Genomic DNA, 25,041 nt, shown 5'->3' with positions numbered 1-25,041 from the left:
TTCACTCGGCGAAGGTCGCGAGATAGGCGATGACCGCCGCGCGATCATCCTCTTTCTTGAGCCCGGCGAAGGACATCTTGCCGCCCTTGATCATCTTCTTGGGGTTTTCCAGATAGGTGTGCAGGCTGGCATCGTCCCAGACCAGCCCTTCGGAGGCCATGCCCAGCAGCGGCTTGGAATATTTGAAGCCCTCGACCTGGCCTGCCGGGCGGCCGACGACGCCGTTCAGCATCGGACCGGTGGCGTTCTTGGCCCCGTCGCCGACCTTGTGGCAGGCGGCGCATTTCTTGAACACCTTTTCGCCCGCCGCGATCAACGCCGGATCGGCGCCGGCACTTTCGGCCGCAGCCGGCTTTTCGGGTGCCGCGGCGGCAGTCTTGATCAAGATTTCCGGCGCTTGCTGGGGCGCGGCTTCGGCCTTTTTGGCGGGCTCTTCCGGCGCGGCTTCTTCCGGTGCGGACTCTTGCGCACCGCTGCCGATATCGGGCATGGAGCCGGCCGGGCGGCCATCCTCATCCTCGGGGGTGACGTTCAGCTCGACCGCCCGCTTGGTGACTTCGACCTGGGCCGCGCAATCCGTCATGCAGGGCTCTTTCGAGAACAGCGGGTATTCGCTTTCGGCCCGGTCGTCGGGATAGAAGCCCTCGGCATTGGGCAGCACGACTTCGGTGAAGTTCTCGTTCGACAAGACGAAATCGTCGTCGACCAGCCCGTTCGAGTAAAGCAGGAAGGCCGTGATCGCATAGGTGTCGTCGACAGACAGCGTCTGGGCCGAACCAAAGGGCATCGAGCGGTGGATATAGTCGTAGACCGTGGACAGGTGCGGCCAATAGCTGCCGATGGTCTTGACCGGGCGCGGATCGTTCAGGCTGCCGTCGCCGCCCGCCAGCACCGGCCAGCTATCCAGTCCCTCGGCAAAGTCGCCGTGGCACGAGGCGCAGTTGTCGGCGAAGATTTCGTCGCCGGTCATCACGTCGCCCGAGCCGGGTCGCAGCCCCTGGCCGTCGGGCAGCACCGCGGTGTCCCAGGCGCTGATTTCCTCGGGCAGGGCCTCGCGGCCCAGTCCCAGCTTTTCGGCCATGGCCGGCCCGGCCAGCACCGAGGCGGCCAGCACCGAGCCGCAGAACAGCTTAAGCGACTTCGACATTCTCGACCTCCCCATCGGCCTTGACCCACCAGGTCTGGATGGCGTTGTTGTGATAGACGTTGTTGCGGCCGCGGATCTCGCGCAGCGCATCCTTGGTCGGCTGGACATAGCCGGTCTCGTCGATGGCGCGCGATTGCAGCAGCATCTCGGACCCGTCCCAGTCGATATCCAGGTGGAACCGGGTCAGGGCCTTGGGCAGCGCCTCGCCGGTGATGCGCGCCGTCTTCCAGTTCTTGCCGCCGTCCAGCGAAACGTCGACGCGGGTGACGCGGCCATTGCCGCTCCAGGCCAGGCCGGAAATCACCAGCGGCCCCTTGCCATGGCGGATCGGCACCTGCGGGCTGGGCGAGGTGATGACCGATTTCGCGTCCATCACCCAGGTCCATTTCCGCGCCCGGCCGTCCGGCATCAGGTCGGTGTATTTCGAGGTTTCCTCGCGGCTTTCCACCGCCTTGTCATAGATCCCCAGGCGGCGGACCCATTTCACCCACATGTTTCCTTCCCAGCCCGGAACGACCAGGCGGGCGGGATAGCCATGTTCCTTGCGCAGCGCCTCGCCATTGGCGAAGAAGGCCAGGATCATGTCGTCCATCACCTTTTCCATTGGGAAGGAACGACCGTTGGACGAGGCGTCGGCCCCCTCGGCGTAAAGCCATTTTCCCTCGGGCTTGACGCCGGCCTCGGCCAGCAGCACCGACAGCGGCACGCCCACATATTCCATGTTGTGGATCATGCCCTGGGTATACTGGCAGCCTTCAAGCTGCGCGCCGCCCCATTCCATGCCGCCATTCGCGGCGCATTCGCAGAATGCGGTGGTCGAGGCGCGGGGAAAGCGCAGCAGGTCCTCGAAGGTGAAGACCAGCGGCTTTTCCACCAGCCCGTTGATCATCAGCCGGTAGTCCTGCTTGGACAGTTCGATGGCGCCGGAATGGTGCCGCTCGAAAGCGCAGCCCTGGGGCGTGATCGTGCCTTCCAGCGCGTGGATCGGCGTGAAGTTGATCGAGGAAACCGGGCTTTCGGTCAGCCATTCGACATATTGCCGCTTCACATGCGATTCGAAATGGATCGGCAGGCCATAGGGATGGGCATCGACCGCCTCGCCGAATTCCGAGGCCCAGGGCTGGATCTCGGTGATCAGCGGGTCGGGGGCTTCGGCGGCGCGGGCCAGTCCGGCAGCGCCTGTCACAAGGGTTGCACCGGCTACCGCCCCGCCGCGCAGGAAAGCGCGGCGCGATGTGCCGACGGCATCCTTGCCGTCCTTGGTGAGTTCGTCTTTCATGGGCGAACGCTCCTTCGTGATTGTCAGACCCCGGTCACGGTGACAGAGGTGTTGGGTTTCAGGCGGACGGTGCCGATCTTGCGGATATGCGTCTCGATCACGTCCCAGATTTGCGGGCCTTCGGTGTCTTCGTTGACCGAAGCCCAGCCGGCGACTGTGTAGGATTTGGAAGGCTCGATGGTTTCGCCGGTATCGACCAGCGCCATGGCGCCGATCCGCTGTCCCATCGGCTTGGAGATGTCGATGGCATAGGCAAGCCCGCCCACGCGCACCATGTCCCCGCCCTGCTGGTAATAGGGGTCGGTGTTGAAGATGTTGTCGGCGACGTCTTCCAGCACGGTCTTCAGCGTCTCGCCGGTCATTTCATTGCGGTAGACCGCGCCATAGGTCATCGAGGTCACGTTGTGGATGTCCTCGCGGGTGATCGCATCGCCGGGCAGCAGCGTGGTGCCCCAGCGCACGCCGGGCGACAGCGCGATCTGCGCGTCGCGTTCGGAGCGCACGGCGTCGCAGATCAGGTCGTCCCAGGAGCCGTTGAAATTGCCGCGCCGGTAAAGCAGGCTTTCGGTGGTGCCGATCTTTTCCTCGAGCTGCGCCTTGAAGGGCGCGCGCTCGGCGTCGATCAGCGCGGCCATGTCGGCATCGGGCGTGATCACGTCCGAGAAGATCGGGATCAGCTTGTGGCGGAAGCCCATCATCTTGCCGTCGCGCAGGTCCAGATCGACGCGGCTGACGAATTTCCCGTTCGAGCCGGTGGCGATCAGGATCGTCTCGCCGATCAGGATCGGCTCGGGAACGGCGTCATGGGTATGGCCCGACAGGATGACGTCGATGCCCTTGACGCGGCCGGCCATCTTCTTGTCCACGTCGAAGCCGTTATGCGACAGGCAGACGACCAGGTCGACGCCTTCGGCGCGCAGCTCGTCCACGACCTGCTGCATCCGTTCCTCGCGGATGCCAAAGCTGTATTCGGGGAACATCCATTTCGGGTTGGCGATGGGCATATAGGGGAATGCCTGGCCGATGACCCCGATGCGCTGGCCGCCGCGTTCGAAGATCTTGTAGGGCTCGAAGGCGGGTTCGTCCCATTCGGCGTCGAAGATATTGGCGCCGAGGAAGGGGAATTTCAGCTGCGTCTCGACGATTTCCTTGACCCGCTCGGTGCCATAGGTCCATTCCCAATGGCTGGTCATGGCATCGACGCCAAGCGCGTTCATCACATTGACCATGTCCTGGCCCTTGGTCAGGAACGAGGTCATCGAGCCGTGCCAGGTATCGCCGCCGTCCAGCAGGATCGAGTCGGGCCGCGCGGCGCGGATCGCCTTGACCACCGTGGCCACCCGGTCCATGCCGCCCATCTTGCCGTAGCCGCGGGCCAGCGCCTCGAAATCCGGATAGCTCAGCGCATAGGCGTCGGCCGAGCCGGGCGCGATGCCGAACATCTTCTGGAACTCGACGCCGGTGACATGCGGCACCTGGCCCTTGGCATCGCCCACGCCGATATTGATCTCGGGTTCGCGGAAATAGATCGGCTTCAACTGGGCGTGGATGTCGGTGACATGGATCAGCGTCACATTGCCGAAATCGTCGAATTGCAGCAACTGGTCCTGCGTCAGCGCCTGCTGCGCCGCCACCCGCGACCACGTCCCGAAGCCCGAGGCCCCGACCAATGCCGAAGCGGCCATGGCGGTCTGGAAGAACTCGCGTCGGGTAATCATTCCTCGGTCACTCCTGTGCGTTTCGGGCAAAGCTTTCCTGTCGCGCCAAGGCGCGCTTCTGGACTGCCCTTTCAAATGTTGGGGTTGGCCGCCGGATGGACCGGCGGCCCTAAGGCTTTAGTGCCGAACCGACACGCCTTCGACCGAAAGGCCGTTGCCGCGCGAGGCGACGTAAAGTTCAAGCGCCTTGAACTCGTCCGAGCCGGCCTTGAAGGTTTCTGCGCGGGTGTCGCGAACGCAACCCACGAAGCGTTGCTGTGCCGAGACCATGCCGGCATCCTTGAGCCGATAGGTCGGGAAGCCGTTGATCTGGCCCTGGCTCAGGTGGTCCGAACGGATCATCAGCCCGGTATTGTCCTCGTGGCAATTCGCGCAGGACATTTCCAGCTGGCCGAAGCGGGTGTAATAGATCTCCTTGCCCTGCTCCCAGTAATGGGCGGCCGGGCCGTCGATCTTGACGTTCATCGCAAGGCCACGCGACTGAAGCGAGATCAGCGACAGCATGTCCTTCATGTCGGCCGAGGTGGTGCCCCATTTCTCCAGCCCCATGCGGTCGGTCACACAAGCGTTGATGTAATCTTCCATGATCATCAACTTGCCGGTGTTTTCGTCCACCCGCGGCAGGACGGCGCGCAGCCCGGCCATGGATTCCGGCCCCTCGTGGCAACTGGCGCAGCTTTCGCCGCCAGTGCCCATGGCCGCGTTCCATTTGTCGATGCCGCGATCCACGAAGACCATGGCGGGGTTGTCGAAATCGTCCCGCTCCAGGTCGCGCGTGGTATCGTCGCGAAACAGCCAGCCCGAATAGATCGCGTCGAACGTGTCAGCCAGAAAGGCGGGCGGCGCGGTCTTGGTCACGATCTCGACCGAGCCGTCCTCGCCCTCGATGACCAGTTCGTCCTCGGCCGGATCGGCGTGGACCGCGCCCGCAAGGGCGAGGCTAAGGGCCGTAGCGGCCAGAATGCCTTTTGTCTTGGTATAGCGCGGCATGGCGTCTCCTCCCTGGATCTGGTCCTTGTAGTGCTGCGCTTAAGACACTTCGATCGGCTTGGTGTCTTCGTAGACAGAGCCGTCGTCGTCATACCAGGTGAACTTGAATTCCCCGGCCGCGTCGATCTTGGCGTCGAACTCGAAATAGGGGTTGGTCGAGACCGCGGGGTCGATCGCCACGTCCACCACATTCGCGCCGTTCAACTCGCAGGTGAAGCGGTTGATGATCGAACGCGGGATCAGGTTGCCGTCGGCATCCTTGCGCTGGCCCGATTCCATCTTGTGCGAGATCAAGGCCTTGATCGTCACCGTTTCGCCCGCCTTGGCCGATTTCGGCACTTTCACGCGCGGTTTTGCATCATCTGCCATCGTAAAATCTCCTGTTGCCGAACTCAGCCGCCGCAGCCGCCGATGGTGACCTTGACCGTGGTTTGCGCCTTGACGACCGAGCCGTCGGCCATCTTCGCCAGGGCGACCACGTCCTGCGTCTGCGCCAGGCGGATGCGGGTGGCGGCGCGCTGCGCGGCGGCGGCGGGGCCAAAGGTGAAGGTGGCGACCGCCGGCTCGGGGTTGCCCACGGCCAGCAGCATGATCGCCACCGCGCCCGGCGCGTCGACCTCGACCGGAACGGTATTGCCGTTCTCGGCGATTTCCGGCGCGGTCAGGGTCAGCTCGCCCTCGCCCACGGCTGCGCCGCCGGTAAAGGCCGCGGTCAGTTCGTCAACGGTCGCTGCCATCGCAGCATGGCCCGGCAGGACGGCCGCGGCGATCCCGCCAAAGCCGATCCAGAGCGCCTCGCGTCTTGAAAGGATCATCGTTCTCTCCTTGGTTTTACGGAGCCTGTCGAAGTCAGGCGTCACTCTTTGAGCGTCACGAGGAAGGCGACGACATCCTCGATCTGCTGGGCATTGAGGACAGGGAGCAGCGGTTCGGTCGCGGCCTTGCCGGTGAAGCCGTCGCCCGGTCGCGTAAAGCCGTCCACCTTGTAAAAGGCCGGCATGAAGGTGCCCTCGAAGGTCATCTTCGCATTCGAGACGATGCCGCGCAGCTCCGCCTCGGTCCAGCGGTCGCCGGCACCGTCCAGCGCCGGGGCGATGTTGCCGGGAAATTCGACATCCGGCAGCGCCGCGATCTGGTGGCAAGCCACGCAATTGCCCAGCGCGTTGGTTGTCATGATGCGGACCCCTTCCTCGGGGTTGCCCGCGACTCCGGTCAAAGAAGTCTCGATCGCGCCTTCGGCGTAGATCACGTCCTTCGGTGCCGTTTCACAGATGGCAGGCGTGGCCATGGCCGTTGCCACCACCGCCGCATGCCATAGATGGCTGCTCATGCTGTCCTCCCTGTGCTCTCCCTGGGGTGATGATAGCGAATGGGCCGCGGTCCTGACAACATAAATATAGCAATTTTTGAATATTTTGTGTCGGCCGGGGCCAGGCTCCGGGGATCAGTCATTCTGCTGAAGCTGCCGGGCCAGGAATTTCTGGAAATGTTCGCCGTTTTCATAGCCATGGTCGCGGACCCAGGCCAGCAGGGCGCCGGTCGTGCCCTTGCCGAAGGCCCCCGGCATCAGCGCCACCGCGGCCTGCGCGGCGGTCTGGTCCGGTGCCACCTCTTCGGGAAGGAAGATCATCGTGGGCGTGAACATGACGCCCCAGCGCACTGCCATGTCCTTTTCCGAAAGCACGGTGCCGTCGAAATCCGTAACCTCGACATCGCCGAACAGGTTCATCTGCACGACGAAGTAGTTGTCGCGAATCATCGCGTCGATTTCGGGATCGGGAAAGATCTTCTCGTGCATCTCGGCGCAATAGATGCAGCCGCGCTGCTCGACGATGACCAGCAGGCGCTTGTCCTCGGCATTGGCGTCGGCCAGATCCTCGCGCAGGTCCTTGAAGGTCTCGCGCAGCCAGGTGGGCTTGTGCAGCCCGTCATCGCCAAGATCGACCGCCATTGCGGGGGTGGCCGCCAGCATCAGACAGGCGGCCAGGGCGCGGATCGGTTTCATGGTCGGGTTCCTTTCACTTGAGCGTGGAGGTCCAGTCGAAGTTGCGAATCATCCAGTCGGCGATGGCGTTCACGGAATTGGTGGCGATCAGGATGCCGAACAGGATCAGCATGACGCCCATGGCCTTTTCGACATGGCCCATCAGCGCGCGGTGACGCGCCACCCAGCCAAGGAAGGGCGCGGCGAAAAACGCGGCCAGCACGAAAGGCAGCGTCATCGCCAGCCCGTAGACCACCAAAAGCAGCCCGCCGCGCCACAGATCCCCCATCCCCGAAGCCACCATCAGGATAGCGGCCAGCGCCGGGCCCACGCAAGGCGTCCAGCCAAAGCCGAAGGCCAGCCCCATCACATAGGCGCCGATCAGGGTCGAGGGCTTGGCCTCGGTCTGGACCCGCGCCTCGCGGTATAACAGGCCGATGCGCAGCACCCCCAGGAAATGCAGGCCGAACAGGATCAGCACGCCTGCCGCCACCCAGGACAGGGTTTCCTTCCATTGCGCGAACGCCTTGCCCAGTGCCGTGGCGCCCAGCCCCAGCAGCAGGAAGATCGTCGTCACGCCTAGCGCAAAGGCCAGGGCGCGCAGCACCATGCGCTGGCGCGCACCCGGCGCGATGGTGCCGCCGTCGCGCAATTCGCGCACCGATGCACCGGCCATGTAAGACAGGTAAAAGGGCACCATCGGCAGGATGCAGGGCGAAAGAAAGGACAGCAGCCCGGCCAGCGCCGCCCCGCCATAGGTCACGTCAAGCATCGGCCTCTCCCTTGCTGCCTGCCGGCCTGCCGGTGCTTGCCCGGCGGTTCGCGTTACATTAGAATATTCCTATGTACAAATTCTGCCGTCAATCCTTTCGACTGAAACAGTTGTCCGGCCCCTGGTTCGCGGCGCTGCTCGTGCTGCTGGCTGGAAGCTGGGGCGCGGCTGCGGCCGAGTTGCGGCTTTTGATGTTCGAACAGCCCGGCTGCATTTATTGCGCGCGCTGGGACGCCGAGATCGCGCCGCAATATCCCCTGACCGACGAGGGCAAGGCCGCCCCGCTCCGGCGCCTGCAATTTCGCGATCCGGTTCCGCCCGAACTGGAACTGGACCGGCCCGTCACATTCACCCCGACCTTCGTGCTGCTGGACGGCAATGTCGAGGCGGGGCGCCTGGAAGGCTATCCGGGCGAGGATTTCTTCTGGCCGCTGCTGGCGCGGCTGATTGCCGGGACCGAAACGGCGCATTGACATCCGCCTGCGATAAATTGGCCCCATCCTTTGGATTCGGTTGCCGCCCGCCGTCGTAACCGGCATTTAGGGACCGGAAGGAATGGGGATCAGCCTTGGGCGGTATGGAGAACATCCGGCCGGAACCGGAACAGCAGACCGATTTCGACGCGCTCGTAAAGGCCGCGACCGAGGCCTCGACCTTTCTCAAGGCGCTGGGGCATGATGGCCGGCTGATGATTCTGTGCTATCTGATGAGCGGTCCGAAAAGCGTGACGGAGCTGGAAAACCTGCTGTCCTCGCGCCAGGCGGTGGTCAGCCAGCAGCTTGCCCGGCTGCGCCACGAAGGGCTGGTAAGCGCGCGGCGCGATGGGCAGACGATCTTTTATTCGATCCTGGATCCCAAGGTCGTTGACTTGCTGACGGTTCTGAAAAAGCTGTTCGGGACGGATTGCTGATCCTGCGGACGGATGATGCCGGCGCGCCATGGGGAACGGCTTCCGCTGGAAATGGAGAGATGTGATGGACGAACTGCCCTATGGAGTGCTTGCGGCGCTGGTCGGCCTGGCGGGTGGCATCGTGCTGGGGCTTTCCGCCCGGCTGGGTGATTTCTGCACGCTCGGGGCGCTGGAATCGGCGGTCTATGGCAAGGATTCCCGCCGGCTGCGGCTTTGGGGCGTCGTGCTGGGCGTGGCGATCCTGACGACCCAGGGCCTGGCGATGGCCGGCTGGATCGAGATTGAGAACAGCTTTCATCACACCATCCAGTGGAATCCGCTGGCCTCGATCATCGGCGGGCTGGTCTTTGGCTATGGCATGGCCATGGCCGGCAATTGCGGTTTCGGCGCGCTGGTGCGCTTTGGCAGCGGCGATCTGCGCTCGCTGGTCGTGGTGGTGGTGATGGCCATCGTCGGCTTCATCGTGCTTTCCGGGCCGCTGGCGCCGCTGCGGGTGCTGCTGTTTCCCCAGCCCGAGGCCACCGGGCCGCAAGGTATCCTGCACGACCTGGGCCTGCTGGGGGTGCCGGCTGCGGTCACGGCGGCGCTGGTCGGCCTTGCGGCCCTGGCCTGGGGGCTGGGCCATGCGCCGCTGCGCGCCCGGCCGGGCATGATCGCCTGGGGCGTTGCGGCCGGGCTGGCGATCACCTGGTGCTTTTTCGGAACAAGCTGGCTTTACGACCAAAGCCTGGGCGCGGTCCAGATCGAAGGGCCGTCCTTCACCGCGCCGGTCGGCCGGACGCTGATTTTCCTGATGACCGCGACGGCGGGCGGGATCACCTTTTCGGTGGGTTCGGTGGTGGGGGTGATGGCCGGGGCCTTGATCGGCTCGATGATCCGCGGCCTGTTCAAATGGGAAGCCTGCGAGGATCCGCGCGAACTCGGCCGCCAGGTCGGCGGCGCGGCGCTGATGGGGGCAGGCGGCGTGGTGGCCATGGGCTGCACCATCGGCCAGGGGATCACCGCCTTCGCCGCCATGGCCTGGTCCGGCCCGGTGACGCTGGCGGCGATCATTGCCGGTGCTGCGTTCGGCCTGCGCCACCTGATCGGCGGTTTCCAGAAGGCCGTGGATTAGCCCGCCCGCCAGACCCACGGCTGGAAGGGCGCCTTTCGGCGCCCTTTTTCCTATTCCATTTCGATGAGCAGGTCCTTTGCGTCGATCTGCTCTCCCGGTCTGACGTGCAGCGCCTTGACCACCCCGGCCTTGTCGGCGTGGATGGCGGTTTCCATCTTCATCGCCTCGATGGTCAGAAGCAGGTCGCCGGGATTGACCTTTTGCCCCTGGGCGACCGCGACCGAGGCGACGACGCCGGGCATCGGCGCGCCGATATGGCCCTCGTTCGCCGGATCGGCCTTGGGACGGGCGGCGGATTGCGATTTCACCAGGCGGTTCGGCACCCGGATCACCCGCGGCTGGCCGTTGAGTTCGAAGAACACCTTGACCTCGCCGGTCTCGTCGGTGTCGCCCACGGTCAGCAGCCGGATCTCCAGCGTCTTGCCGGGGTCGATCTCGGCCTCGATCTCCTCGCCCGGCTCCATGCCGTAGAAGAAGGCCCGCGTCGGCAGCACCCGGACCGGGCCGTATTGCCGGTGCCGGCCCATGTAGTCCAAAAACACCTTGGGATACATCAGGTAGCCGTTCAGGTCCTCGTCATCGACCGCCTTGCCTTCCAGTTGCTCGACCAGTTCGGCGCGGGTGGCCTCGATATCCACCGGCGCCATGGCCGCGCCGGGGCGGGTGGTCAGGGCAGGCTCGCCCTTCAGCACCTTCTTCTGCAAGGCCTCGGGCCAGCCTCCGGGCGGCTGGCCCAGGTTGCCGCGCATCATGTCGACGACGCTGTCGGGGAAGGAGACCTCGACCGCCGGGTCCTCGACCTGCTGGCGCGAAAGCCCCTGCGCCACCATCATCAGCGCCATGTCGCCCACCACCTTGGAACTGGGCGTGACCTTGACGATGTCGCCGAACATCCGGTTCACCTCGGCATAGGCCTGGGCCACCTCGTGCCAGCGCTCTTCCAGTCCCAGGCTGCGCGCCTGGGCCTTGAGATTGGTGAACTGGCCGCCCGGCATCTCGTGCAGCCAGACCTCCGAGGCCGGTGCCTGAAGGCCACTTTCGAAGGCGGCGTAATGTTCGCGCACCGCCTCCCAGTAATTGCTGATCCGGCGGATGGCGGCGATATCCAGCCCGGTGTCGCGCTCGGTCAGGCGCAGCGCCTCGACCACCGAGCCCAGGCAGGGCTGCGAAGTATTGCCCGACAGCGCATCCATGGCGCAGTCCACCGCATCCACCCCGGCCGCGGCCGCGGCCAGGATCGAGGCGCCGGCAATGCCGCCGGTGTCATGGGTGTGGAAATGCACCGGCAGGCCGATTTCCTCTTTCAGCGCCCGGACCAGGATGCCGGCCGAGGCGGGCTTCAAAAGCCCCGCCATGTCCTTCAGCCCCAGCACATGCGCACCGGCATCGCGAAGCTCGCGCGCCATCTTCAGGTAATATTGCAGGTCGTATTTCGCGCGCGCGGGGTCCAGCAGGTCGCCGGTATAGCAGATCGTGCCCTCGCAGATCTTGCCGGCCTCGATCACCGCATCCATGGCGACGCGCATGTTCGGGGTCCAGTTCAGGCTGTCGAAGACCCGGAACACGTCGACGCCGGTTCGGGCCGCCTGGGCCACGAAGCTTTGCACCACATTGTCGGGATAGTTTGTGTAGCCGACGCCATTGCTGGCGCGCAGCAGCATCTGCGTCATCAGGTTGGGCATCCGCGCCCGGATGTCGCGCAGCCGCTGCCAGGGGCATTCCTGCAAGAAGCGATAGGCGACGTCGAAGGTGGCGCCGCCCCAGCATTCGACCGAGAAGAGGCCGGGCAGGTTGGCGGCATAGGCCGGCGCCACCCGGATCATGTCGATCGAGCGCATGCGCGTGGCGAGCAAGCTTTGGTGCCCGTCGCGCATCGAGGTGTCGGTGATCAGGAGCCGCTTTTGGTCCAGCATCCAGTCGGCGACGGCCTTGGCGCCCTGTTGCTCCAAGAGTTGCCGCGTTCCCGGTGCCGGCTCGGCCTCGGGCCTGGGGGCCAGGGGGATGCGCGCCTCGGCCGGGGGCAGGGGGCGGCCGGCGGTCTCGGGATGGCCGTTGACGGTGATGTCGGCCAGGTAGACCAAGAGCTTCGTCGCCCGGTCGCGGCGCTTGCGGAACGCAAACAGGTCCGGCGTGGTGTCGATGAACTTGGTGGTATAGCTGTCGTCGAGAAAGGTCGGGTGCTTGAGCAGGTTGATGACGAATTCGATATTCGTGGCCACCCCGCGCACCCGGAATTCCCGCAAGGCCCGGTCCATGCGGGCGATGGCCTTTTCCGGGGTCTGGGCATGGGCCGTGACCTTGACCAGCAGGCTGTCATAATAGCGGGTGATGACGCCGCCGGCATAGGCGGTGCCGCCGTCCAGCCGGATGCCGTTGCCGGTGGCCGAGCGATAGGCGGTGATGCGGCCGTAATCGGGGATGAAGCTGTTCAGCGGATCCTCGGTCGTGACCCGGCATTGCAGGGCATGGCCGTTCAGGTGCACGTCCTCTTGCCGGGCGACGCCGGTCGCCTGCGCGAGCGTCGCGCCCTCGGCGATCATGATCTGGGCCTGGACGATGTCGATGCCGGTGACCTCCTCGGTCACGGTATGCTCGACCTGGACGCGCGGGTTCACCTCGATGAAGTAGAACTGCTGGCTGTCCATATCCATCAGGAATTCGACGGTGCCGGCATTGCGATAGCCCACCGCGCGGCCGATCCGCAGCGCCAATTCGCAGACCTCGGCGCGCTGTTCGGCGCTCAGATAGGGCGCGGGGGCGCGTTCCACGACCTTCTGGTTGCGGCGCTGCACGGTGCAGTCGCGTTCATAAAGATGGTAAAGCCCGCCATGGCCGTCGCCCAGAAGCTGCACCTCGACATGGCGGGCGCGCAGGATCATCCTTTCCAGATAGCCTTCGCCATTGCCGAAGGCCGCCTCGGCCTCGCGCCGGCCCTCGCGGACCTTCTCGGGCAGTTCCTCGGGACCCATGATCGGCCGCATGCCGCGCCCGCCGCCGCCCCAGCTGGCTTTCAGCATCAAGGGATAGCCGATCTGCGCGGCTTCCTGCCTGATCGCCTCCATGTCCTCGCCCAGCACCTCGGTCGCCGGGATCACCGGCACGCCGGCCTGGATGGCGACACGCCGCGCCGAGGCCTTGTCGCCAAGCGCCCGCATGGTGTCGGCCGAGGGGCCGATGAAGGCGATGCCGGCGGCCTGGCAGGCATCGACGAAATCCGGGTTCTCGGACAAAAGCCCATAGCCCGGATGGATGGCATCGGCGCCCGATTGCTTGGCGACGCGGATGATCTCGGGGATCGAGAGATAGGCCGCCACCGGCCCCAGCCCCGCCCCGATCCGGTAGGCCTCGTCCGCCTTGAAGCGGTGCAGGCCCAGCTTGTCTTCCTCGGCATAGACCGCGACCGTGCGCTTGCCCAACTCGTTCGCAGCCCGCATCACCCGGATCGCAATCTCGCCACGGTTCGCTATGAGAATCTTTTGGAACATCGGTTCCCCCCTGTTCGCCCGGCGGGCATCCTAATCATGCTGCGATGCAGCGCAAGCCCGCCGCGCGACGCTTTGCCGCGGGCTTTTCCCATGTCATCGCCGCTCACGGAAGAAGTCTTGCAGCAGGCGGCGCGATTCTTCTGCCGAAATGCCGTCATTGACCTCGGGGCGATGGTGGCATTGCGCATGGTCGAAGACCCGCGCGCCATGGCGCACCCCGCCCATGCGCGGATCGTCGGCGCCGTAGTAAAGCACCGCGATGCGGGCGGCAGCGATGGCGGCGGCGCACATGGGACAGGGTTCCAGCGTCACCCAAAGCCGCGCGCCCGGCAGGCGTTCCGAACCGGCGCGCGCGCAGGCGGCGCGGATCGCCAGGATCTCGGCATGGGCGGTCGGATCGTGCAACTCGCGCGTGCGGTTGCCGGCGCGGGCCAGGACCGTGCCATCGGCCGCGACCAGGACCGCGCCGACCGGCACCTCGCCGCGACGGGCGGCGGCGCGGGCTTCATCAAGCGCTTCGGGCATGTGCGAGGCGAAATCCATGCGTGCTTTTGGCCCGGTCATCGCCCGCACGCAAGAACCGCTTTCCTTCCTGCGGCGTTATGCGTAGAACCCCCGCTTTGCCACCGCAGCGATGCGCAGGAGATTGCCATGACCGATACGCCGCCCGATTCCCCCCGATCCAATCCGCAGCCCGCCCCCCAGGCCGACCGCATCGCCAAGGTGATGGCGCGGGCCGGTATCGCCTCGCGCCGCGACGCCGAGCGCATGATCCTGGAAGGGCGCGTCACGGTAAACGGGCAAAAGATCGGCAGCCCGGCGCTGGACGTTACGCCCGCCGACAGGATCAGTGTCGACGGCAAGCCGCTGGAAGAGCCGCAGCAGACCAGGTTGTGGCTTTATTACAAGCCCTTGGGCCTTGTCACCTCGAATTCGGATGAAAAGGGGCGGCAGACGGTGTTCGACGCCCTGCCGCGCGACCTGCCGCGGGTAATGACCGTGGGCCGGCTGGACCTGAACTCGGAAGGGTTGCTGCTTCTGACCAATGACGGCGAGTTGAAGCGCCGGCTGGAACTGCCCACCACCGGCTGGCTGCGCCGCTATCGCGTGCGGGTGAACGGCCAGCCCAACGACCTGAGCTTTGCCCCGCTGCGTCGCGGCGTCACCATCGAAGGCGAGGAATTCGCGCCGATGGAGATCAGCCTGGACAGCCAGCAGGGCGCCAATGCCTGGCTGACCGTCGGCATCCGCGAGGGACGCAATCGCGAGATCCGCCGTGCCATGGCCCATATCGGACTGATGGTGAACCGGCTGATCCGCGTGGGATACGGTCCGTTCAAGCTGACCGGGCTGGAGGAGAACGAGGTCCGCGAGGTCAAGCGCAAGGTGCTGCGCGATCAGTTGGGCGGTCTTCTGACCGGCGAGACCGAGGAAAAGCCGCGCAGCTTCCGCGAACGCGGTGCGGCCCATGCCGAAGAAGGCGATGCCCGCCCGCGCAGGCCGCGCGGCGAAGGGGATCGCAAACCTTTTGCGCGGCGCGAGGATGGTGAGCGCAAGCCCTTTGCCCGGCGCGAAGAGGGGGATCGCAAGCCGTTTGCCAAGCGTGAAGATGGCGAGCGCAAACCTTTTGCCCGCCGCGAGGATGGTGAGCGCAAGCCCTTTGGCAAGCGCCCGGACGGTGATCGCAAGCCGTTTGCCAAGCGTGAAGATAGCGAGCGCAAACCTTTTGCCCGGCGCGAGGATGGCGAGCGCAAGCCCTTTGGCAAGCGCCCGGATGGAGATCGCAAGCCATTCGCCAAGCGTGACGACGGCGAAAGAACGCCCTTTGCCCGGCGCGATGATGCGCGCAGCGGTGGGGACAGGGACGAGCGTTCCGGCAAGCCCAATTTCCGGGCGGGCGAGGAAGGGCGCGGTTTCAAGCCCCGTGCCGACGGCGGCTTCAAGCCGCGTGGCGAAGGCAAGCCCGCGCGCGATTTCAAGTCCGGGAAACCCGGCGGCAAGTCCGGCCCGAAACCGGGCTTCGGAAAACCCCAGCGCGCCCCCGGAAAGGGAACGCGGCCAGAGGGGAAGGGACCGCGGCGCGGCTAGGCGCGCCGCCCGCCCTTACTTGGTCAGGATCAGCTTGCCTGCGCGGGTGATGCGCAGGTTATAGACCTGCTCGCCCAGCACGATCAGCGCCTGATTGCCGCCATTGGTCAGCAGTTCGGCGTCATGTTCGGGCAGTCGTTGCAGGGCGGTCACGCCGGGACGCGTGAATTCGGCGGGGCGGATCGCGGTCATGTCCAGTTCCTCGTTTCTGTCGCGGTAACTGTAACCTGACAAAATACCTAGGGCATGTCAAAGGAAAATAGTCGGGAATTTTCGCGAAAATTTCGGACCCCCAGAAAGCAGGGGCGGACGCCGAATGGCATCCGCCCCGATTGCCGATATCGCCGGATCAACGGCCCAGGCAATCGACCAAAGCATCCGCCATGCCGCGCAGCATCTGCGGATAAAGCCCGGCGCCGGGCTGGGCGGTGCTGCCGGCCGGATCAAGTGCCGCGCCCTGGCGCATGCCCGTGCCCTCGGCCACGGTCGCGACCAGCGCGGGATCGTGGTTGGCCTCGGGAAAGACGCAGGCGGCGCCCTCGGCCGTGACCTGCTCGCGAATCGCGCGCAGCCGCGCGGCCGACGGGGTCGAGGCATCGCCCAGGCTGATCGCGATGGCGGGCGTCAGCCGGTAATGGTCGGTGAAATAGCCATAGGCATCATGAAAGACGACGAAGCGCTGGCCACGCGCCGGTTCAAGCCGCGCATCCAGTTCGGCGTCAAGCGCCGCCAGCTCCGCCGCCGCACGTTCGGCATTGGCGGCATAGGTGGCGGCGTTCTGGGGATCGTGCCGCGACAGGGCCTGTGCGATGGCGGCCAGCCAGGCCTGGCCGTTCACCGGGTCCAGCCAGGCATGCGGGTCCGTCCCGTCATGGGAATGGCCGTGATCGCCATGGTCGGCTTCGTGATCATGGTCGTGATCATGCGCTTCGTGGTCATGGTCATGGTCATGATCGTGCGCCTGGGCATCCGGCGCAGCAAAGTCGCGCAGATGCGTCTGCGGCAGGTCCAGCAGGGTCAGGGTGTCGGCATCGGCCGGGCGGCTGGCATTCGCGCGTTCAAGCCAAGGCGACAGGCCGGGGCCGACCCAGACCACCAGCCCGGCCTGTTGCAGGCTGCGCGCCTGGCTGGGCCGCAACTGATAGTGATGCGCGTTGCCGCCGGCTTCCAGCAGGACCTCGGGCTGGCCCAGGTCGCCCATCACCTGCTGGACCAGCGACCCGATCACCGGGATATCGGCCACGACATGCGGCGTCTGGGCATGGGCTGGCAGGGCGGCGGCCCCAAGGGCCAGGGCAAAGGCGAAAGAAGAAGATCGGATCATGGCGGGCTCTCTTGCAGAAACGCGAGGTTTATTTATGTAATATCGTAACCCGTCAAGCAGAAAGGTAATGATATAACATCATGACCGCCCCTATAGCATCCGATCCGTTCCACGAGCACGATCACAGCCATTGTGCCGCCGCCGTGCTGCGCCGCGCCGAGGAACAGGCGCGGACCGAAGGCGTGCGCCTGACCCCGGTGCGGCGCCGCGCGCTGGAAATCCTGCTGGAATCGCACCGTGCCATGGGCGCCTATGAGGTGCTGGAGCGGCTTTCGGCCGAAGGTTTCGGCAAGCAGCCCCCGGTCGCGTATCGGGCGCTGGATTTTCTGGTGGAACAGGGGCTTGCGCATCGCGTTCAGCGCCTGAACGCCTATGCCGCCTGTCTTTCGACCCAGCGCGAGCATTCGCCGGCTTTCCTGATCTGCCGCGGCTGCGAACAGGTGGCCGAGGCTGAAACGCCCGAATTGCGGGCGGCGCTGGAGGGGCTGGCCGGGGCTTCGGGCTTTCGCACCGAACGGGTGACGGTCGAACTGTTGGGCCTTTGCGCCCGCTGCACCGAGGCCGGCCTGTGACCCCGCCCGCAGCGCCGCTGATTCGCGCCACCGATCTGACGGTCAGCCATGCCGAGCCGGATCGCCCGGTGCTGAGCCATGTCGATTTCCACATAGCCCCGGCGGAAATCGTCACCGTCGTCGGCCCGAACGGCTCGGGCAAATCGACGCTGGTGCGGGCGCTGCTGGGCCATGTGGCGCTGGATTCCGGGCAGGTCGAGCGCGCGCCCGGCCTGCGCATCGGCTATGTGCCCCAGCGCGTGCATGTCGAGCGGTCGATGCCGATGACGGTGCGCCGCTTCCTGTCGCTGCCGCGGCGGGTCGGTAATGCGGATGCTGCGGCGGCCCTGGCGCGGACCGGCGTTCCGGGGCTGGAGGGGCGGCAGATCACCGCGCTGTCGGGCGGGCAGTTCCAGCGGGTTCTGCTGGCCCGCGCGCTGCTGGGCGATCCGCAGCTTCTGGTGCTGGACGAGCCGACGCAGGGGCTGGACCAGCCCGGCATCGTCGCCTTTTACAAGCTGATCGAAGAGGTGCGGGCCGAGACGGGGGCCGCAATCCTGATGGTCAGCCACGACCTTTTGGTGGTCATGCGCGCCTCGGACCGGGTGGTGTGCCTGAACGGCCATGTCTGCTGCGAAGGCACGCCGCAGGTGGTCAGCGCCGCCCCCGCCTATCGGGCCCTGTTCGGGGCCGAGGCCCAGGGGACGCTGGCGCTTTATCGCCATCACCACGACCACGACCATGACCATGTCGCACAGGGCCACCACCATGGCCCCCGCTGCGTCCAGGACCATTGAGGCCACATGCTTGACGATTTCCTGATCCGTGCTGCGCTGGCGGGGCTTGGCCTGGTGCTGGCCACGGGGGCGCTGGGTTCCTTTGTCGTCTGGCGGCGCATGGCCTATTTCGGCGATTCGACCGCCCATGCGGCGATCCTGGGCGTGGCGCTAAGCTTTGCCTTCTCGCTGCCGATCTATCTGGGCACGCTGGCCGTGGCGGTGGCCATGGCGCTGGCGGTGGCGCAGCTTGCGGCGCGCGGCCAGGCCATGGATACCGTGCTGGGGGTGCTGGCCCATAGCGCGCTGGCGCTGGGGCTGGTCGGGGTCAGCTTCGTGCCCTCGCTGCGGGTGGGGCTGGACGCGTTCCTGTTCGGCGACATCCTGGCGGTCACGCGGGCGGACCTGGCCTGGATCTGGGCCGGGGCGGCCGCGGTTCTGGGCCTGCTGATCTGGCGCTGGCAGCGGCTCGTGACCGCCTCGGTCAACGAGGAACTGGCCATGGCGGCGGGGATCGACCCGGCGCGCGAACGGCTGATCCTGTCGCTGGCGCTGGCCCTGGTGGTGGCGATTGCGATTCGTCTGGTGGGGGCGCTGCTGATCTCGGCCATGCTGATCATCCCCGCTGCGGCGGCGCGCGGATTCTCTGCAACGCCCGAACGGATGGCCGGTTCCGCCACTTTGATCGGTGCGCTTTCGGTTCTGGGCGGGCTTTCGGCCAGCCTTTGGCTGGATACGCCGGCCGGCCCGTCGATCGTCGTGATATCCGCGGGAATTTATGCTTTCACGTTAATGGTTTGCCGCAGATGACCCGCTTGGCGAAACCGGCGAAAGCTTGCGGGTTTTCGCTGGTGCGCTGGCGGCAAATCGCCTAGTGGCGGGGGTGTTGGCTATTATGCAACAGTTGCATCGACCCCGCGGGACCGACCGATCAAGACCGCTTTCCAAGCCCTTGGGATTGTGCGACTGTCACAGCGATGTTGCCGGTGACGGCAGCCGTCAAAGTACTGAACGGAGCATGATCATGACCAAATTCGCTACCTTCGCCCTGGCCTTGGGCCTGTCGGCTTCGACCGCTCTTGCTGGTGGCTATGTCGCCCCGGTCGTCGAAGTCGAGCCGGTTGTCGTGGACGAGAAGCCCGCATCGACCAACGCTGGCCTCGTCGTTCCGGCGCTTCTGCTGCTGGGCGTCATCGCCGCCGTGGCTTCGGACGACGACGACCACTGATTGCTGAACGGAACCTCGGTTCCGCAAAGTCTGGAAGGGCTGGCCCATGGCCAGCCCTTTTTTCATGTCCGGTCCCGGTGCTGCCATGGCGGCTGCGGACATGAAAAAACCGGCCGCGGGGGCCGGTTTTTGCTGTCGCCTGGTGCGGCGCGTGTCAGGGGCGCAGCACCTGGATGGTGACATAGCCCAGTTTCGGCCCGGCCCATTGCCGCGACACCGGCAGGTGGCCGCCCTGCGGCATGAAGCTGTTTTGGAAGCGTGCGCCATGGCCTTCGCAGCTTTCCAGCACCACGCCCGGCTTGGGTCCCGGTCCAACGGTGCAATCGAAGCTTAGCGGCCGTTCCAGCCCGTCGCCGCTGTAATAGCGCATGACGCGCCGGGCCGTGCCCGAGCGGCCGGCCCGGATCAGCGCCTCGGTTCCCGGCTCGGCCACGGACAGGTCGTGGCCCAGGCCGCGCGTGCCGACCACCATGCCGTCGCGCAGGATCAGCGCCTCTTTCGAGGGCGCCATATAGGTGCGCATGGCGCCGTTCTGCCCGGTCATCGCCATGACCTGCGTCCGGCCCAGCGATTCAAAGCCGACCATGACCAGCGGCGCCGGGTTGACGCGCAGCGCCTCGGCCGCCATCTGCTCGGGCGTGCGGGCGGGGGCCTGGGCCTGGGCCGCCTTGTCGCCGCGCATGGCGGACACGCCGCCCGCGGCGGTCCGGGCGGCGATCAGCAGCGGGTTCGCGTCCTGGCCGCCATCCTGGTTGCCGCAGGCGGCCAGGCCCGCGATCAGCAGCGTCGACAGGGCCGCCCGGTGAATGCGGGTCGTGGTCATCGCCAGAACCTCCCCCAACCTTGGTAAAGTTTGACCGATTGCGCGTCGCGGACCTTGTCGTAAAGCCGGCCGCTGACGTCCACCCGCGCCCCGCCGTCACGTGACAGCGACCGCAGGGTCGAACCGGCGCGGTCGCGCGTCGGTGTCCCCGCCGCCCAGGTGATCGGCAGCGAGATGGTGATGCCCTTGTCAAAGGAACCGTTGCCGAATTCCTCGTCGCTCATGTCGGTCTTGGTGGCAAAGGCGCCCACGCGCCAGCCATTGGCGAATTCCCGCGTCAGGGTCACGGTCGCGCCCTTGTCGCCGGCCAGATACTTGCCGACATCAAGCTGCGCCGTGAAGCCGTTGGCGAATTCGTAATAGGCCGACAGGTGCCCGGTCGTGACCTCGTAATCGCGGAAGCCGAACATATCGTCGAAATCGCGCTTCTTCACCCGGTTGACCTCGGCCCCGAAAGCCAGGGGAGAGTTGGCGGGCTTCCACAGCACCTCGCCCGAGACGCCGCCATAGGCGCGCTCCAGCAGGCCGACGGTCACGCGGGTATAGACCTGTTCGGTGGGCTGGGCATACCAGGCCAGGGTCAGTTCGGGGATCGTGGGCGAGGTCCGGCCGGTATACATCCGGGTGTCGGAGCGTACGCGCGGAACCCCTTCGGGAGAGGTTTCCAGGCTGGGATCGGCCTCGTATTCCTCGGCGGTGTAGTGATCGCCCCTGACACCGCCATTCAGTTCCGGCGGGATGGCGGGGCCGCTTTGGTCCATGTTCCCAAAGGCGCGCTGGCGCAGGCTGCCCGACAGGATCAGGCCCGGCATCAGCTCGTAGCTGGCCTTCACCTCGGCGCCGACCTCGTAGCGCAGCGGATCCTCGGGGTCGAAGAGGCCGATGTCCAGATAGGGGGCAAGGTTCCAGCGGAAGCGCGGGAACAGGCCCGGCGTGCGCACAAGATCGCCCGGCCGCGGCGTGGCATCGACCAGTTCAGCGGCTGTGGCGATCCGGCCGGCCTCGGTATTCTCCAGCCGCTCGACATCCGAGCGTTTCAGCACCACCGACGAGGTCGCCATGCCCTCGGCGTTCGAGGTGATGACCAGCGTCTCGACCGAAGGCGGCAGGGCGCGGGTCATCAGCCGGGCGGTGCGGCCGACTGCTTCCGAATGCTGGATATAGCGGGTGTTGCGGATACGGACCTCGGCCCGGTTTGCGGATAGCGACATGGATTCCAGCATCTGGCCTTCGTCGGCCAGCGCGTCTTTCAGCACGGTCTGGATCGCGGGCTGCGCGGTCGGATCGGCCGACCAGGCGCCCGACCAGCCCTCGGGGTCGGCGGCGGGTGCAGGGCGCGGCCGGACCGGCGCCGGCGCCTTTTCCAGCCCCGAGGGGAAGGGCGCGTTGCGCGGGTTCAGCGCAAAGCTGAACTGCGCCCCGAAAACGTCCCCGCCCAGCGTGTAAAGGCCAAGCTGATATTGCGGGTTGAAGGTGTAATAGGCGCCCAGGTTGAATTGGCTGCCGGGCGCTTCTTCCAGGCCATCCCTGGATTCGGGCACGTATTCGTCGCTGGAATATTCGGCGACCAGGCTCAGCTTGTCGGTGGCCTGCCAAGCGATCGAGCCGAAGGGTTTGGGACTGCCGGAAAACCATTCATCGACATTGGGCTTGCCGCCCTCGTCATCGGAATCGGGCCGGCGATATTCGCCCGCCAGACGGCCCCAGCCGATGCCCAGGCTGGCGCGCAGTCGCGGCGTGATGGTCTTGCTGGCGACGATGTATTCGCCGGAATAGACCCCGGTGCCCATGAAGTCCTGAAGCCCGACCGCGACGGCCGGCCGCCAGCCCGCCTCGTCCAGAACCTGGAAACGGATGTCGAAGGACCGATCCCAGATATGGTTCCCCAGATCCTCGATATGGTCCTTCATCCCCTCGACCCGCGAATAGCGCAGGGCGGTGGTGATGCGCGGGTGCAACTGGAAGATGACGTTATGGCGTCGCCCCAGCCCGTTATAGGACAGGGTGCCGCCCAGGGTGCCGTCGGGCAGCATTTCCGCCGTGGGCGTTTCGACCCCGCCCGGCAAGCCGTAGCTGTTGAGCACATCGCCGATCAGCGGGTCGGTGCGGGCCGGACTGGTGCCGAGACCCAGAAGCAGCGCAACCGGCACGGTCGAGGCCAGCAGGCGACGGGTAAGCATCGAATGGGCGCGCATCGCGGCTCCTTTCAGGTCATGGCCCGCGGCGGGCGGCGGCGGGTGGACCGGCGCCGCGCGAACCGTGCCGCGCGCCGCCGGGATCTTGGAACTATTCGCTTGCCTCGGGCGGCGGGGGCAGGACCGACCCCGGCACCGGGGCGTCATCGGCCGGCTGCGAACCGGCGCCGGCCGCGGGATCGGCATCGCCGGTCGCCGGCGTTTGCGCGGCGGGCGGGGTTGCGGGCGCCTGGGCCGCCCCGGTTCCGGCCGCCGGCGCCGTGTCTGCCGCGCCCGGTGTCGCGGTGCCGCTCTGGGCAGCCCCGTCGCCGGGTGGCGTCTGGGTGGTGTCCTGGGCTGCCGGGGGCGTTTCGGGCGCGGTGGTCGCCGGGGTGGTCGTCGCCGGAGTCGTCGCGGGCGCGGTTTCAGCCGGCGTCGTTTCGGGCGTTGCGGCCGTATCGGCCGGCGCATCCTCGGCCGCTGCCGCCGGCTTTTCGACGGGCGCGGCGGGCTTGGGTTGCGCCTTGGGCTTGGGCGTCGCGGAAGACGCGCGGACCTGCGCCTTGGGCATCGTGTCGGTGGGCGTGGCACAACCTTCCAGGCGCTGGCTGCCGACGCGCAGCCGCGCGGTAAAGCGGGTCTTCTCGCTGCCGGTGCCGCATTCGGCCGCCTGGATGTTCAGCGCAAAGACCGAACCGTTCATCAGGCCGATGAATTCGACCCCGCCGCCATAGACCATCCGCCGCACGGTGACGCCGACCGAGCGCGCGCCGCTGCGTTCATAGACGGCGGTCTTGTCCGCGGCGGTCACGGCCCAGCCGTTGCCGGCCGCGCGGAACATGGCGGTGCTCATGGTGCTGGATTCGGCCGTTGCGACGGGTTTCCCCTCGGCCCCGGTTTCGATCGGCTGTTCCAGCGGCGAGACATTGGGCGGGCCGGAATGGCCAGGAGCCTCGGGCTCGGACTTCTGGAAGGGCAGTTCGCCGCAGGCGGCAAGCGCCACGGTTATCGAAAGGACGGCGAATGCCGAACGGAATTTCATCTGCTCTGTCCCGGTTCCTTGGGTTTTGCTTATGCTGATTGGCTACAGGAAGGGCAGGGCTTGGGCAAGCGCCGACAGCGGCCGGCCGGGGCCAAGGCCCGGCCTTGCGCGATTCTTTGCACGCGGTTCAGCAGTTGGGGACATTGACCGCCAGACCGCCCAGCGAGGTTTCCTTGTATTTGTCGCTCATGTCGCGGCCGGTCTGGCGCATGGTCTCGATGGCGGCATCCAGCGGCACGAAATGCTGGCCGTCGCCGCGCAAGGCCAGGCTGGCGGCCGAGACGGCCTTGATCGCCCCCAGGCCGTTTCGCTCGATACAGGGCACCTGCACCAGCCCCCTGACCGGGTCGCAGGTCATGCCCAGATGATGTTCCAGCGCGATTTCGGCGGCGTTTTCGACCTGGGTGACGGTGCCGCCCATCACGGCGCAGATCCCCGCCGCCGCCATGGCGCTGGCCGAGCCGACTTCGGCCTGGCAGCCGCATTCCGCCCCCGAGATGCTGGCATTATGCTTGATCAGCCCGCCGATGGCCGCCGCGGTCAGCAGGAAATCGTCCAACTGGCGCTCGGACGCGCCGGGCACATGGTCCAGCCAATAGCGCACCACCGCCGGCACCACCCCCGCCGCGCCGTTCGTGGGCGCGGTGACGACCTGGCCGCCGGCGGCGTTTTCCTCGTTCACCGCCATGGCATAGATCGACATCCAGTCGTTGATGACATGCGGCGCGGTCAGGTTCATGCCGGATTCCGCCTTCAACGCCTCGTGGATGGCGGCGGCGCGGCGGCGGATCGACAAGCCGCCGGGCAGGATGCCGCCCGTCGCCAGCCCGCGGTCCATGCAGTCGCGCATCACCTGCCAGATGCGGCGGATGCCGGCCGAAATCTCGGCATCGCTGCGAAACACCCGCTCGTTCTCGCGCTTCATCCGGGCGATGGACTTGCCCGATCTTTCGGCCATCTCCAGCATCTCGGCGGCCGAGGCGAAGGGAAAGGGCACCTTGGGCGCGGCATCGGTGCGGGTGTCGTCGCCGCGCGCCTCCAGCTCACCCTCGGTCATCACGAAGCCGCCGCCGATGGAATAATAGACCTCGCGGAAGATCACGTCGCCCTGCTGGTCGGTCGCCATCAGCACCATGCCGTTGGCATGGCCGGGCAGGGCGCGGTCATAGTCGAAGACCAGGTCGCGCGCGGGGTCAAAGGCCAGGTCGCCCAAGCCCTGGGGCGACAGGAGCCCGGTTTGGCGGTTGCGGGCCAGCGCGGCATCGGCTGCCTGCTGGTCCATGGTCTCGGGCAGGAACCCGGCCAGGCCCAGGATGGTGGCGCGGTCGGTGGCATGGCCCTTGCCGGTGAATGCCAGGCTGCCATGCAGGCTGGCGCGCAGCCCATGGGCGCGGAACGGCTGCTGGCGCAGCGCGTCCAGAAAGCGGCCCCCCGCCACCATCGGCCCCATGGTATGGGACGAAGAGGGGCCGACTCCGATCTTGAAGATGTCGAAGACGGAAAGGAACATCGCGCACTCCCTGGCTGGCCGGGCAAAGCCTAGCCGGGGTGGCGCGGACAGGCCAGCGCGGTTGCGACAGCCGGCCTGAAGCTCCGCGACATTTGACCCGGCGGGGCCTGCCTGATATTTAGGCAG

25 protein-coding genes are annotated in these 25,041 nt (G+C 66.5%); 8 read left to right on the top strand and 17 right to left on the bottom strand.

The genetic code is table 11. The features are described 5' to 3' along the window. Nucleotide 1: 1 nt before the first annotated feature. The 9 genes from F3H32_RS11465 to F3H32_RS11425 form a co-directional block, all read right to left on the bottom strand. The gene (locus tag F3H32_RS11465) at nucleotides 2–1,147 is read right to left on the bottom strand and encodes a c-type cytochrome (RefSeq protein WP_149765976.1); all 1,146 of its coding nucleotides are present in this window, start codon (nucleotides 1,145–1,147) and stop codon (nucleotides 2–4) included. Continuing rightward, complete coding sequence (soxC, locus tag F3H32_RS11460; RefSeq protein WP_149765975.1) at nucleotides 1,131–2,426, bottom strand: sulfite dehydrogenase; 1,296 nt, start codon at nucleotides 2,424–2,426, stop codon at nucleotides 1,131–1,133. Before soxC ends, F3H32_RS11465 begins: the two co-directional genes overlap by 17 nt. A gap of 23 nt (nucleotides 2,427–2,449) precedes the next feature. After that, nucleotides 2,450–4,144 (bottom strand): thiosulfohydrolase SoxB, encoded by a 1,695-nt coding sequence (soxB, locus tag F3H32_RS11455; RefSeq protein WP_149765974.1) that lies wholly within the window; start codon nucleotides 4,142–4,144, stop codon nucleotides 2,450–2,452. Nucleotides 4,145–4,261: 117 nt separating this feature from the next. Further along, nucleotides 4,262–5,134, bottom strand: a complete 873-nt coding sequence (soxA, locus tag F3H32_RS11450) for a sulfur oxidation c-type cytochrome SoxA (RefSeq protein WP_149765973.1) — start codon at nucleotides 5,132–5,134, stop codon at nucleotides 4,262–4,264. Nucleotides 5,135–5,173: 39 nt separating this feature from the next. Next, nucleotides 5,174–5,503: a thiosulfate oxidation carrier complex protein SoxZ gene (soxZ, locus tag F3H32_RS11445; RefSeq protein WP_149765972.1), complete on the bottom strand. Its 330-nt coding sequence runs from the start codon at nucleotides 5,501–5,503 to the stop codon at nucleotides 5,174–5,176. Between the two features lie 23 nt (nucleotides 5,504–5,526). Then, nucleotides 5,527–5,949: a thiosulfate oxidation carrier protein SoxY gene (soxY, locus tag F3H32_RS11440; protein WP_149765971.1), complete on the bottom strand. Its 423-nt coding sequence runs from the start codon at nucleotides 5,947–5,949 to the stop codon at nucleotides 5,527–5,529. A gap of 41 nt (nucleotides 5,950–5,990) precedes the next feature. After that, the gene (gene soxX / locus F3H32_RS11435) at nucleotides 5,991–6,464 is read right to left on the bottom strand and encodes a sulfur oxidation c-type cytochrome SoxX (protein WP_149765970.1); all 474 of its coding nucleotides are present in this window, start codon (nucleotides 6,462–6,464) and stop codon (nucleotides 5,991–5,993) included. Between the two features lie 114 nt (nucleotides 6,465–6,578). Further along, nucleotides 6,579–7,139 (bottom strand): SoxW family protein, encoded by a 561-nt coding sequence (locus F3H32_RS11430; RefSeq protein WP_149765969.1) that lies wholly within the window; start codon nucleotides 7,137–7,139, stop codon nucleotides 6,579–6,581. A gap of 13 nt (nucleotides 7,140–7,152) precedes the next feature. Continuing rightward, entirely contained in the window at nucleotides 7,153–7,890 is a 738-nt protein-coding gene (locus F3H32_RS11425; RefSeq protein WP_149765968.1) for a cytochrome c biogenesis CcdA family protein, read from the bottom strand. Nucleotides 7,891–8,000: 110 nt separating this feature from the next. Between F3H32_RS11425 and F3H32_RS11420 the strand changes: the two genes are divergently transcribed. The 3 genes from F3H32_RS11420 (at nucleotide 8,001) to F3H32_RS11410 (ending at nucleotide 9,914) form a co-directional block, all read left to right on the top strand. Beyond that, nucleotides 8,001–8,363, top strand: coding sequence for a thioredoxin family protein (locus tag F3H32_RS11420; protein WP_316702257.1), 363 nt, complete (start codon nucleotides 8,001–8,003; stop codon nucleotides 8,361–8,363). A 104-nt stretch (nucleotides 8,364–8,467) separates the two neighbouring features. Further along, nucleotides 8,468–8,800: an ArsR/SmtB family transcription factor gene (locus F3H32_RS11415; RefSeq protein ID WP_223191423.1), complete on the top strand. Its 333-nt coding sequence runs from the start codon at nucleotides 8,468–8,470 to the stop codon at nucleotides 8,798–8,800. A 64-nt stretch (nucleotides 8,801–8,864) separates the two neighbouring features. Further along, complete coding sequence (locus F3H32_RS11410) at nucleotides 8,865–9,914, top strand: YeeE/YedE family protein (RefSeq protein ID WP_149765965.1); 1,050 nt, start codon at nucleotides 8,865–8,867, stop codon at nucleotides 9,912–9,914. A 50-nt stretch (nucleotides 9,915–9,964) separates the two neighbouring features. On the opposite strand, the gene pyc is transcribed toward F3H32_RS11410, so the two are convergent. Continuing rightward, nucleotides 9,965–13,399: a pyruvate carboxylase gene (pyc, locus tag F3H32_RS11405; RefSeq protein WP_149765964.1), complete on the bottom strand. Its 3,435-nt coding sequence runs from the start codon at nucleotides 13,397–13,399 to the stop codon at nucleotides 9,965–9,967. 93 nt (nucleotides 13,400–13,492) lie between these two features. Beyond that, nucleotides 13,493–13,942 carry a nucleoside deaminase gene (locus F3H32_RS11400; protein ID WP_149766006.1) on the bottom strand — a complete coding sequence of 150 codons (450 nt, stop codon included), beginning with the start codon at nucleotides 13,940–13,942 and terminating at the stop codon, nucleotides 13,493–13,495. Between the two features lie 108 nt (nucleotides 13,943–14,050). Here F3H32_RS11400 and F3H32_RS11395 point away from each other — a divergent pair, with 108 nt between their 5' ends. After that, a complete protein-coding gene (locus F3H32_RS11395; RefSeq protein ID WP_149765963.1) occupies nucleotides 14,051–15,487 on the top strand; it encodes a pseudouridine synthase in 1,437 nt (478 codons plus the stop codon). Between the two features lie 15 nt (nucleotides 15,488–15,502). On the opposite strand, the gene hemP is transcribed toward F3H32_RS11395, so the two are convergent. Beyond that, nucleotides 15,503–15,679: a hemin uptake protein HemP gene (gene hemP / locus F3H32_RS11390; RefSeq protein WP_115756741.1), complete on the bottom strand. Its 177-nt coding sequence runs from the start codon at nucleotides 15,677–15,679 to the stop codon at nucleotides 15,503–15,505. Between the two features lie 157 nt (nucleotides 15,680–15,836). After that, a complete protein-coding gene (locus F3H32_RS11385) occupies nucleotides 15,837–16,811 on the bottom strand; it encodes a zinc ABC transporter substrate-binding protein (RefSeq protein ID WP_149765962.1) in 975 nt (324 codons plus the stop codon). An 80-nt stretch (nucleotides 16,812–16,891) separates the two neighbouring features. Between F3H32_RS11385 and F3H32_RS11380 the strand changes: the two genes are divergently transcribed. The 4 genes from F3H32_RS11380 (at nucleotide 16,892) to F3H32_RS11365 (ending at nucleotide 19,366) form a co-directional block, all read left to right on the top strand. After that, nucleotides 16,892–17,383: a Fur family transcriptional regulator gene (locus tag F3H32_RS11380; protein ID WP_115756736.1), complete on the top strand. Its 492-nt coding sequence runs from the start codon at nucleotides 16,892–16,894 to the stop codon at nucleotides 17,381–17,383. Further along, nucleotides 17,380–18,159, top strand: a complete 780-nt coding sequence (locus F3H32_RS11375) for a metal ABC transporter ATP-binding protein (protein WP_394349620.1) — start codon at nucleotides 17,380–17,382, stop codon at nucleotides 18,157–18,159. Before F3H32_RS11380 ends, F3H32_RS11375 begins: the two co-directional genes overlap by 4 nt. A gap of 6 nt (nucleotides 18,160–18,165) precedes the next feature. Further along, nucleotides 18,166–18,948, top strand: coding sequence for a metal ABC transporter permease (locus tag F3H32_RS11370; protein WP_149765961.1), 783 nt, complete (start codon nucleotides 18,166–18,168; stop codon nucleotides 18,946–18,948). 214 nt (nucleotides 18,949–19,162) lie between these two features. Beyond that, nucleotides 19,163–19,366, top strand: a complete 204-nt coding sequence (locus F3H32_RS11365) for a hypothetical protein (RefSeq protein WP_371862662.1) — start codon at nucleotides 19,163–19,165, stop codon at nucleotides 19,364–19,366. Nucleotides 19,367–19,520: 154 nt separating this feature from the next. On the opposite strand, the gene F3H32_RS11360 is transcribed toward F3H32_RS11365, so the two are convergent. The 4 genes from F3H32_RS11360 to F3H32_RS11345 all read right to left on the bottom strand — a co-directional run bounded on the left by F3H32_RS11360 (nucleotide 19,521) and on the right by F3H32_RS11345 (nucleotide 24,915). After that, entirely contained in the window at nucleotides 19,521–20,189 is a 669-nt protein-coding gene (locus tag F3H32_RS11360) for a YjbF family lipoprotein (protein ID WP_149765960.1), read from the bottom strand. Next, nucleotides 20,186–22,384, bottom strand: a complete 2,199-nt coding sequence (locus F3H32_RS11355) for a YjbH domain-containing protein (RefSeq protein ID WP_149765959.1) — start codon at nucleotides 22,382–22,384, stop codon at nucleotides 20,186–20,188. Before F3H32_RS11355 ends, F3H32_RS11360 begins: the two co-directional genes overlap by 4 nt. A gap of 91 nt (nucleotides 22,385–22,475) precedes the next feature. Beyond that, nucleotides 22,476–23,405, bottom strand: coding sequence for a hypothetical protein (locus F3H32_RS11350; RefSeq protein ID WP_149765958.1), 930 nt, complete (start codon nucleotides 23,403–23,405; stop codon nucleotides 22,476–22,478). A 127-nt stretch (nucleotides 23,406–23,532) separates the two neighbouring features. Further along, nucleotides 23,533–24,915 (bottom strand): L-serine ammonia-lyase, encoded by a 1,383-nt coding sequence (locus tag F3H32_RS11345; protein WP_149765957.1) that lies wholly within the window; start codon nucleotides 24,913–24,915, stop codon nucleotides 23,533–23,535. Nucleotides 24,916–25,041 lie beyond the last annotated feature (126 nt).

This window comes from Paracoccus thiocyanatus, assembly GCF_900156255.1.
In the GTDB taxonomy this organism is placed as follows: domain Bacteria; phylum Pseudomonadota; class Alphaproteobacteria; order Rhodobacterales; family Rhodobacteraceae; genus Paracoccus; species Paracoccus thiocyanatus.
The sequence above is the reverse complement of the archived record's forward strand: the minus strand, read 5'-3'. Positions and strand labels throughout refer to the sequence as shown.

Coding starts and splice junctions, on each gene's coding strand:
- F3H32_RS11355 (WP_149765959.1), bottom strand. CDS start 22,384: ATGCGCGCCCATTCGATGCTTACCCGTCGCCTGCTGGCCTCGACCGTG.
- F3H32_RS11400 (WP_149766006.1), bottom strand. CDS start 13,942: ATGGATTTCGCCTCGCACATGCCCGAAGCGCTTGATGAAGCCCGCGCC.
- soxB (WP_149765974.1), bottom strand. CDS start 4,144: ATGATTACCCGACGCGAGTTCTTCCAGACCGCCATGGCCGCTTCGGCA.
- F3H32_RS11465 (WP_149765976.1), bottom strand. CDS start 1,147: ATGTCGAAGTCGCTTAAGCTGTTCTGCGGCTCGGTGCTGGCCGCCTCG.
- soxZ (WP_149765972.1), bottom strand. CDS start 5,503: ATGGCAGATGATGCAAAACCGCGCGTGAAAGTGCCGAAATCGGCCAAG.
- soxC (WP_149765975.1), bottom strand. CDS start 2,426: ATGAAAGACGAACTCACCAAGGACGGCAAGGATGCCGTCGGCACATCG.
- F3H32_RS11425 (WP_149765968.1), bottom strand. CDS start 7,890: ATGCTTGACGTGACCTATGGCGGGGCGGCGCTGGCCGGGCTGCTGTCC.
- F3H32_RS11415 (WP_223191423.1), top strand. CDS start 8,468: ATGGAGAACATCCGGCCGGAACCGGAACAGCAGACCGATTTCGACGCG.
- F3H32_RS11395 (WP_149765963.1), top strand. CDS start 14,051: ATGACCGATACGCCGCCCGATTCCCCCCGATCCAATCCGCAGCCCGCC.
- F3H32_RS11410 (WP_149765965.1), top strand. CDS start 8,865: ATGGACGAACTGCCCTATGGAGTGCTTGCGGCGCTGGTCGGCCTGGCG.
- soxA (WP_149765973.1), bottom strand. CDS start 5,134: ATGCCGCGCTATACCAAGACAAAAGGCATTCTGGCCGCTACGGCCCTT.
- F3H32_RS11370 (WP_149765961.1), top strand. CDS start 18,166: ATGCTTGACGATTTCCTGATCCGTGCTGCGCTGGCGGGGCTTGGCCTG.
- F3H32_RS11360 (WP_149765960.1), bottom strand. CDS start 20,189: ATGACCACGACCCGCATTCACCGGGCGGCCCTGTCGACGCTGCTGATC.
- F3H32_RS11385 (WP_149765962.1), bottom strand. CDS start 16,811: ATGATCCGATCTTCTTCTTTCGCCTTTGCCCTGGCCCTTGGGGCCGCC.
- soxY (WP_149765971.1), bottom strand. CDS start 5,949: ATGATCCTTTCAAGACGCGAGGCGCTCTGGATCGGCTTTGGCGGGATC.
- F3H32_RS11365 (WP_371862662.1), top strand. CDS start 19,163: ATGACCAAATTCGCTACCTTCGCCCTGGCCTTGGGCCTGTCGGCTTCG.
- soxX (WP_149765970.1), bottom strand. CDS start 6,464: ATGAGCAGCCATCTATGGCATGCGGCGGTGGTGGCAACGGCCATGGCC.
- F3H32_RS11345 (WP_149765957.1), bottom strand. CDS start 24,915: ATGTTCCTTTCCGTCTTCGACATCTTCAAGATCGGAGTCGGCCCCTCT.
- pyc (WP_149765964.1), bottom strand. CDS start 13,399: ATGTTCCAAAAGATTCTCATAGCGAACCGTGGCGAGATTGCGATCCGG.
- hemP (WP_115756741.1), bottom strand. CDS start 15,679: ATGACCGCGATCCGCCCCGCCGAATTCACGCGTCCCGGCGTGACCGCC.
- F3H32_RS11380 (WP_115756736.1), top strand. CDS start 16,892: ATGACCGCCCCTATAGCATCCGATCCGTTCCACGAGCACGATCACAGC.
- F3H32_RS11430 (WP_149765969.1), bottom strand. CDS start 7,139: ATGAAACCGATCCGCGCCCTGGCCGCCTGTCTGATGCTGGCGGCCACC.
- F3H32_RS11350 (WP_149765958.1), bottom strand. CDS start 23,405: ATGAAATTCCGTTCGGCATTCGCCGTCCTTTCGATAACCGTGGCGCTT.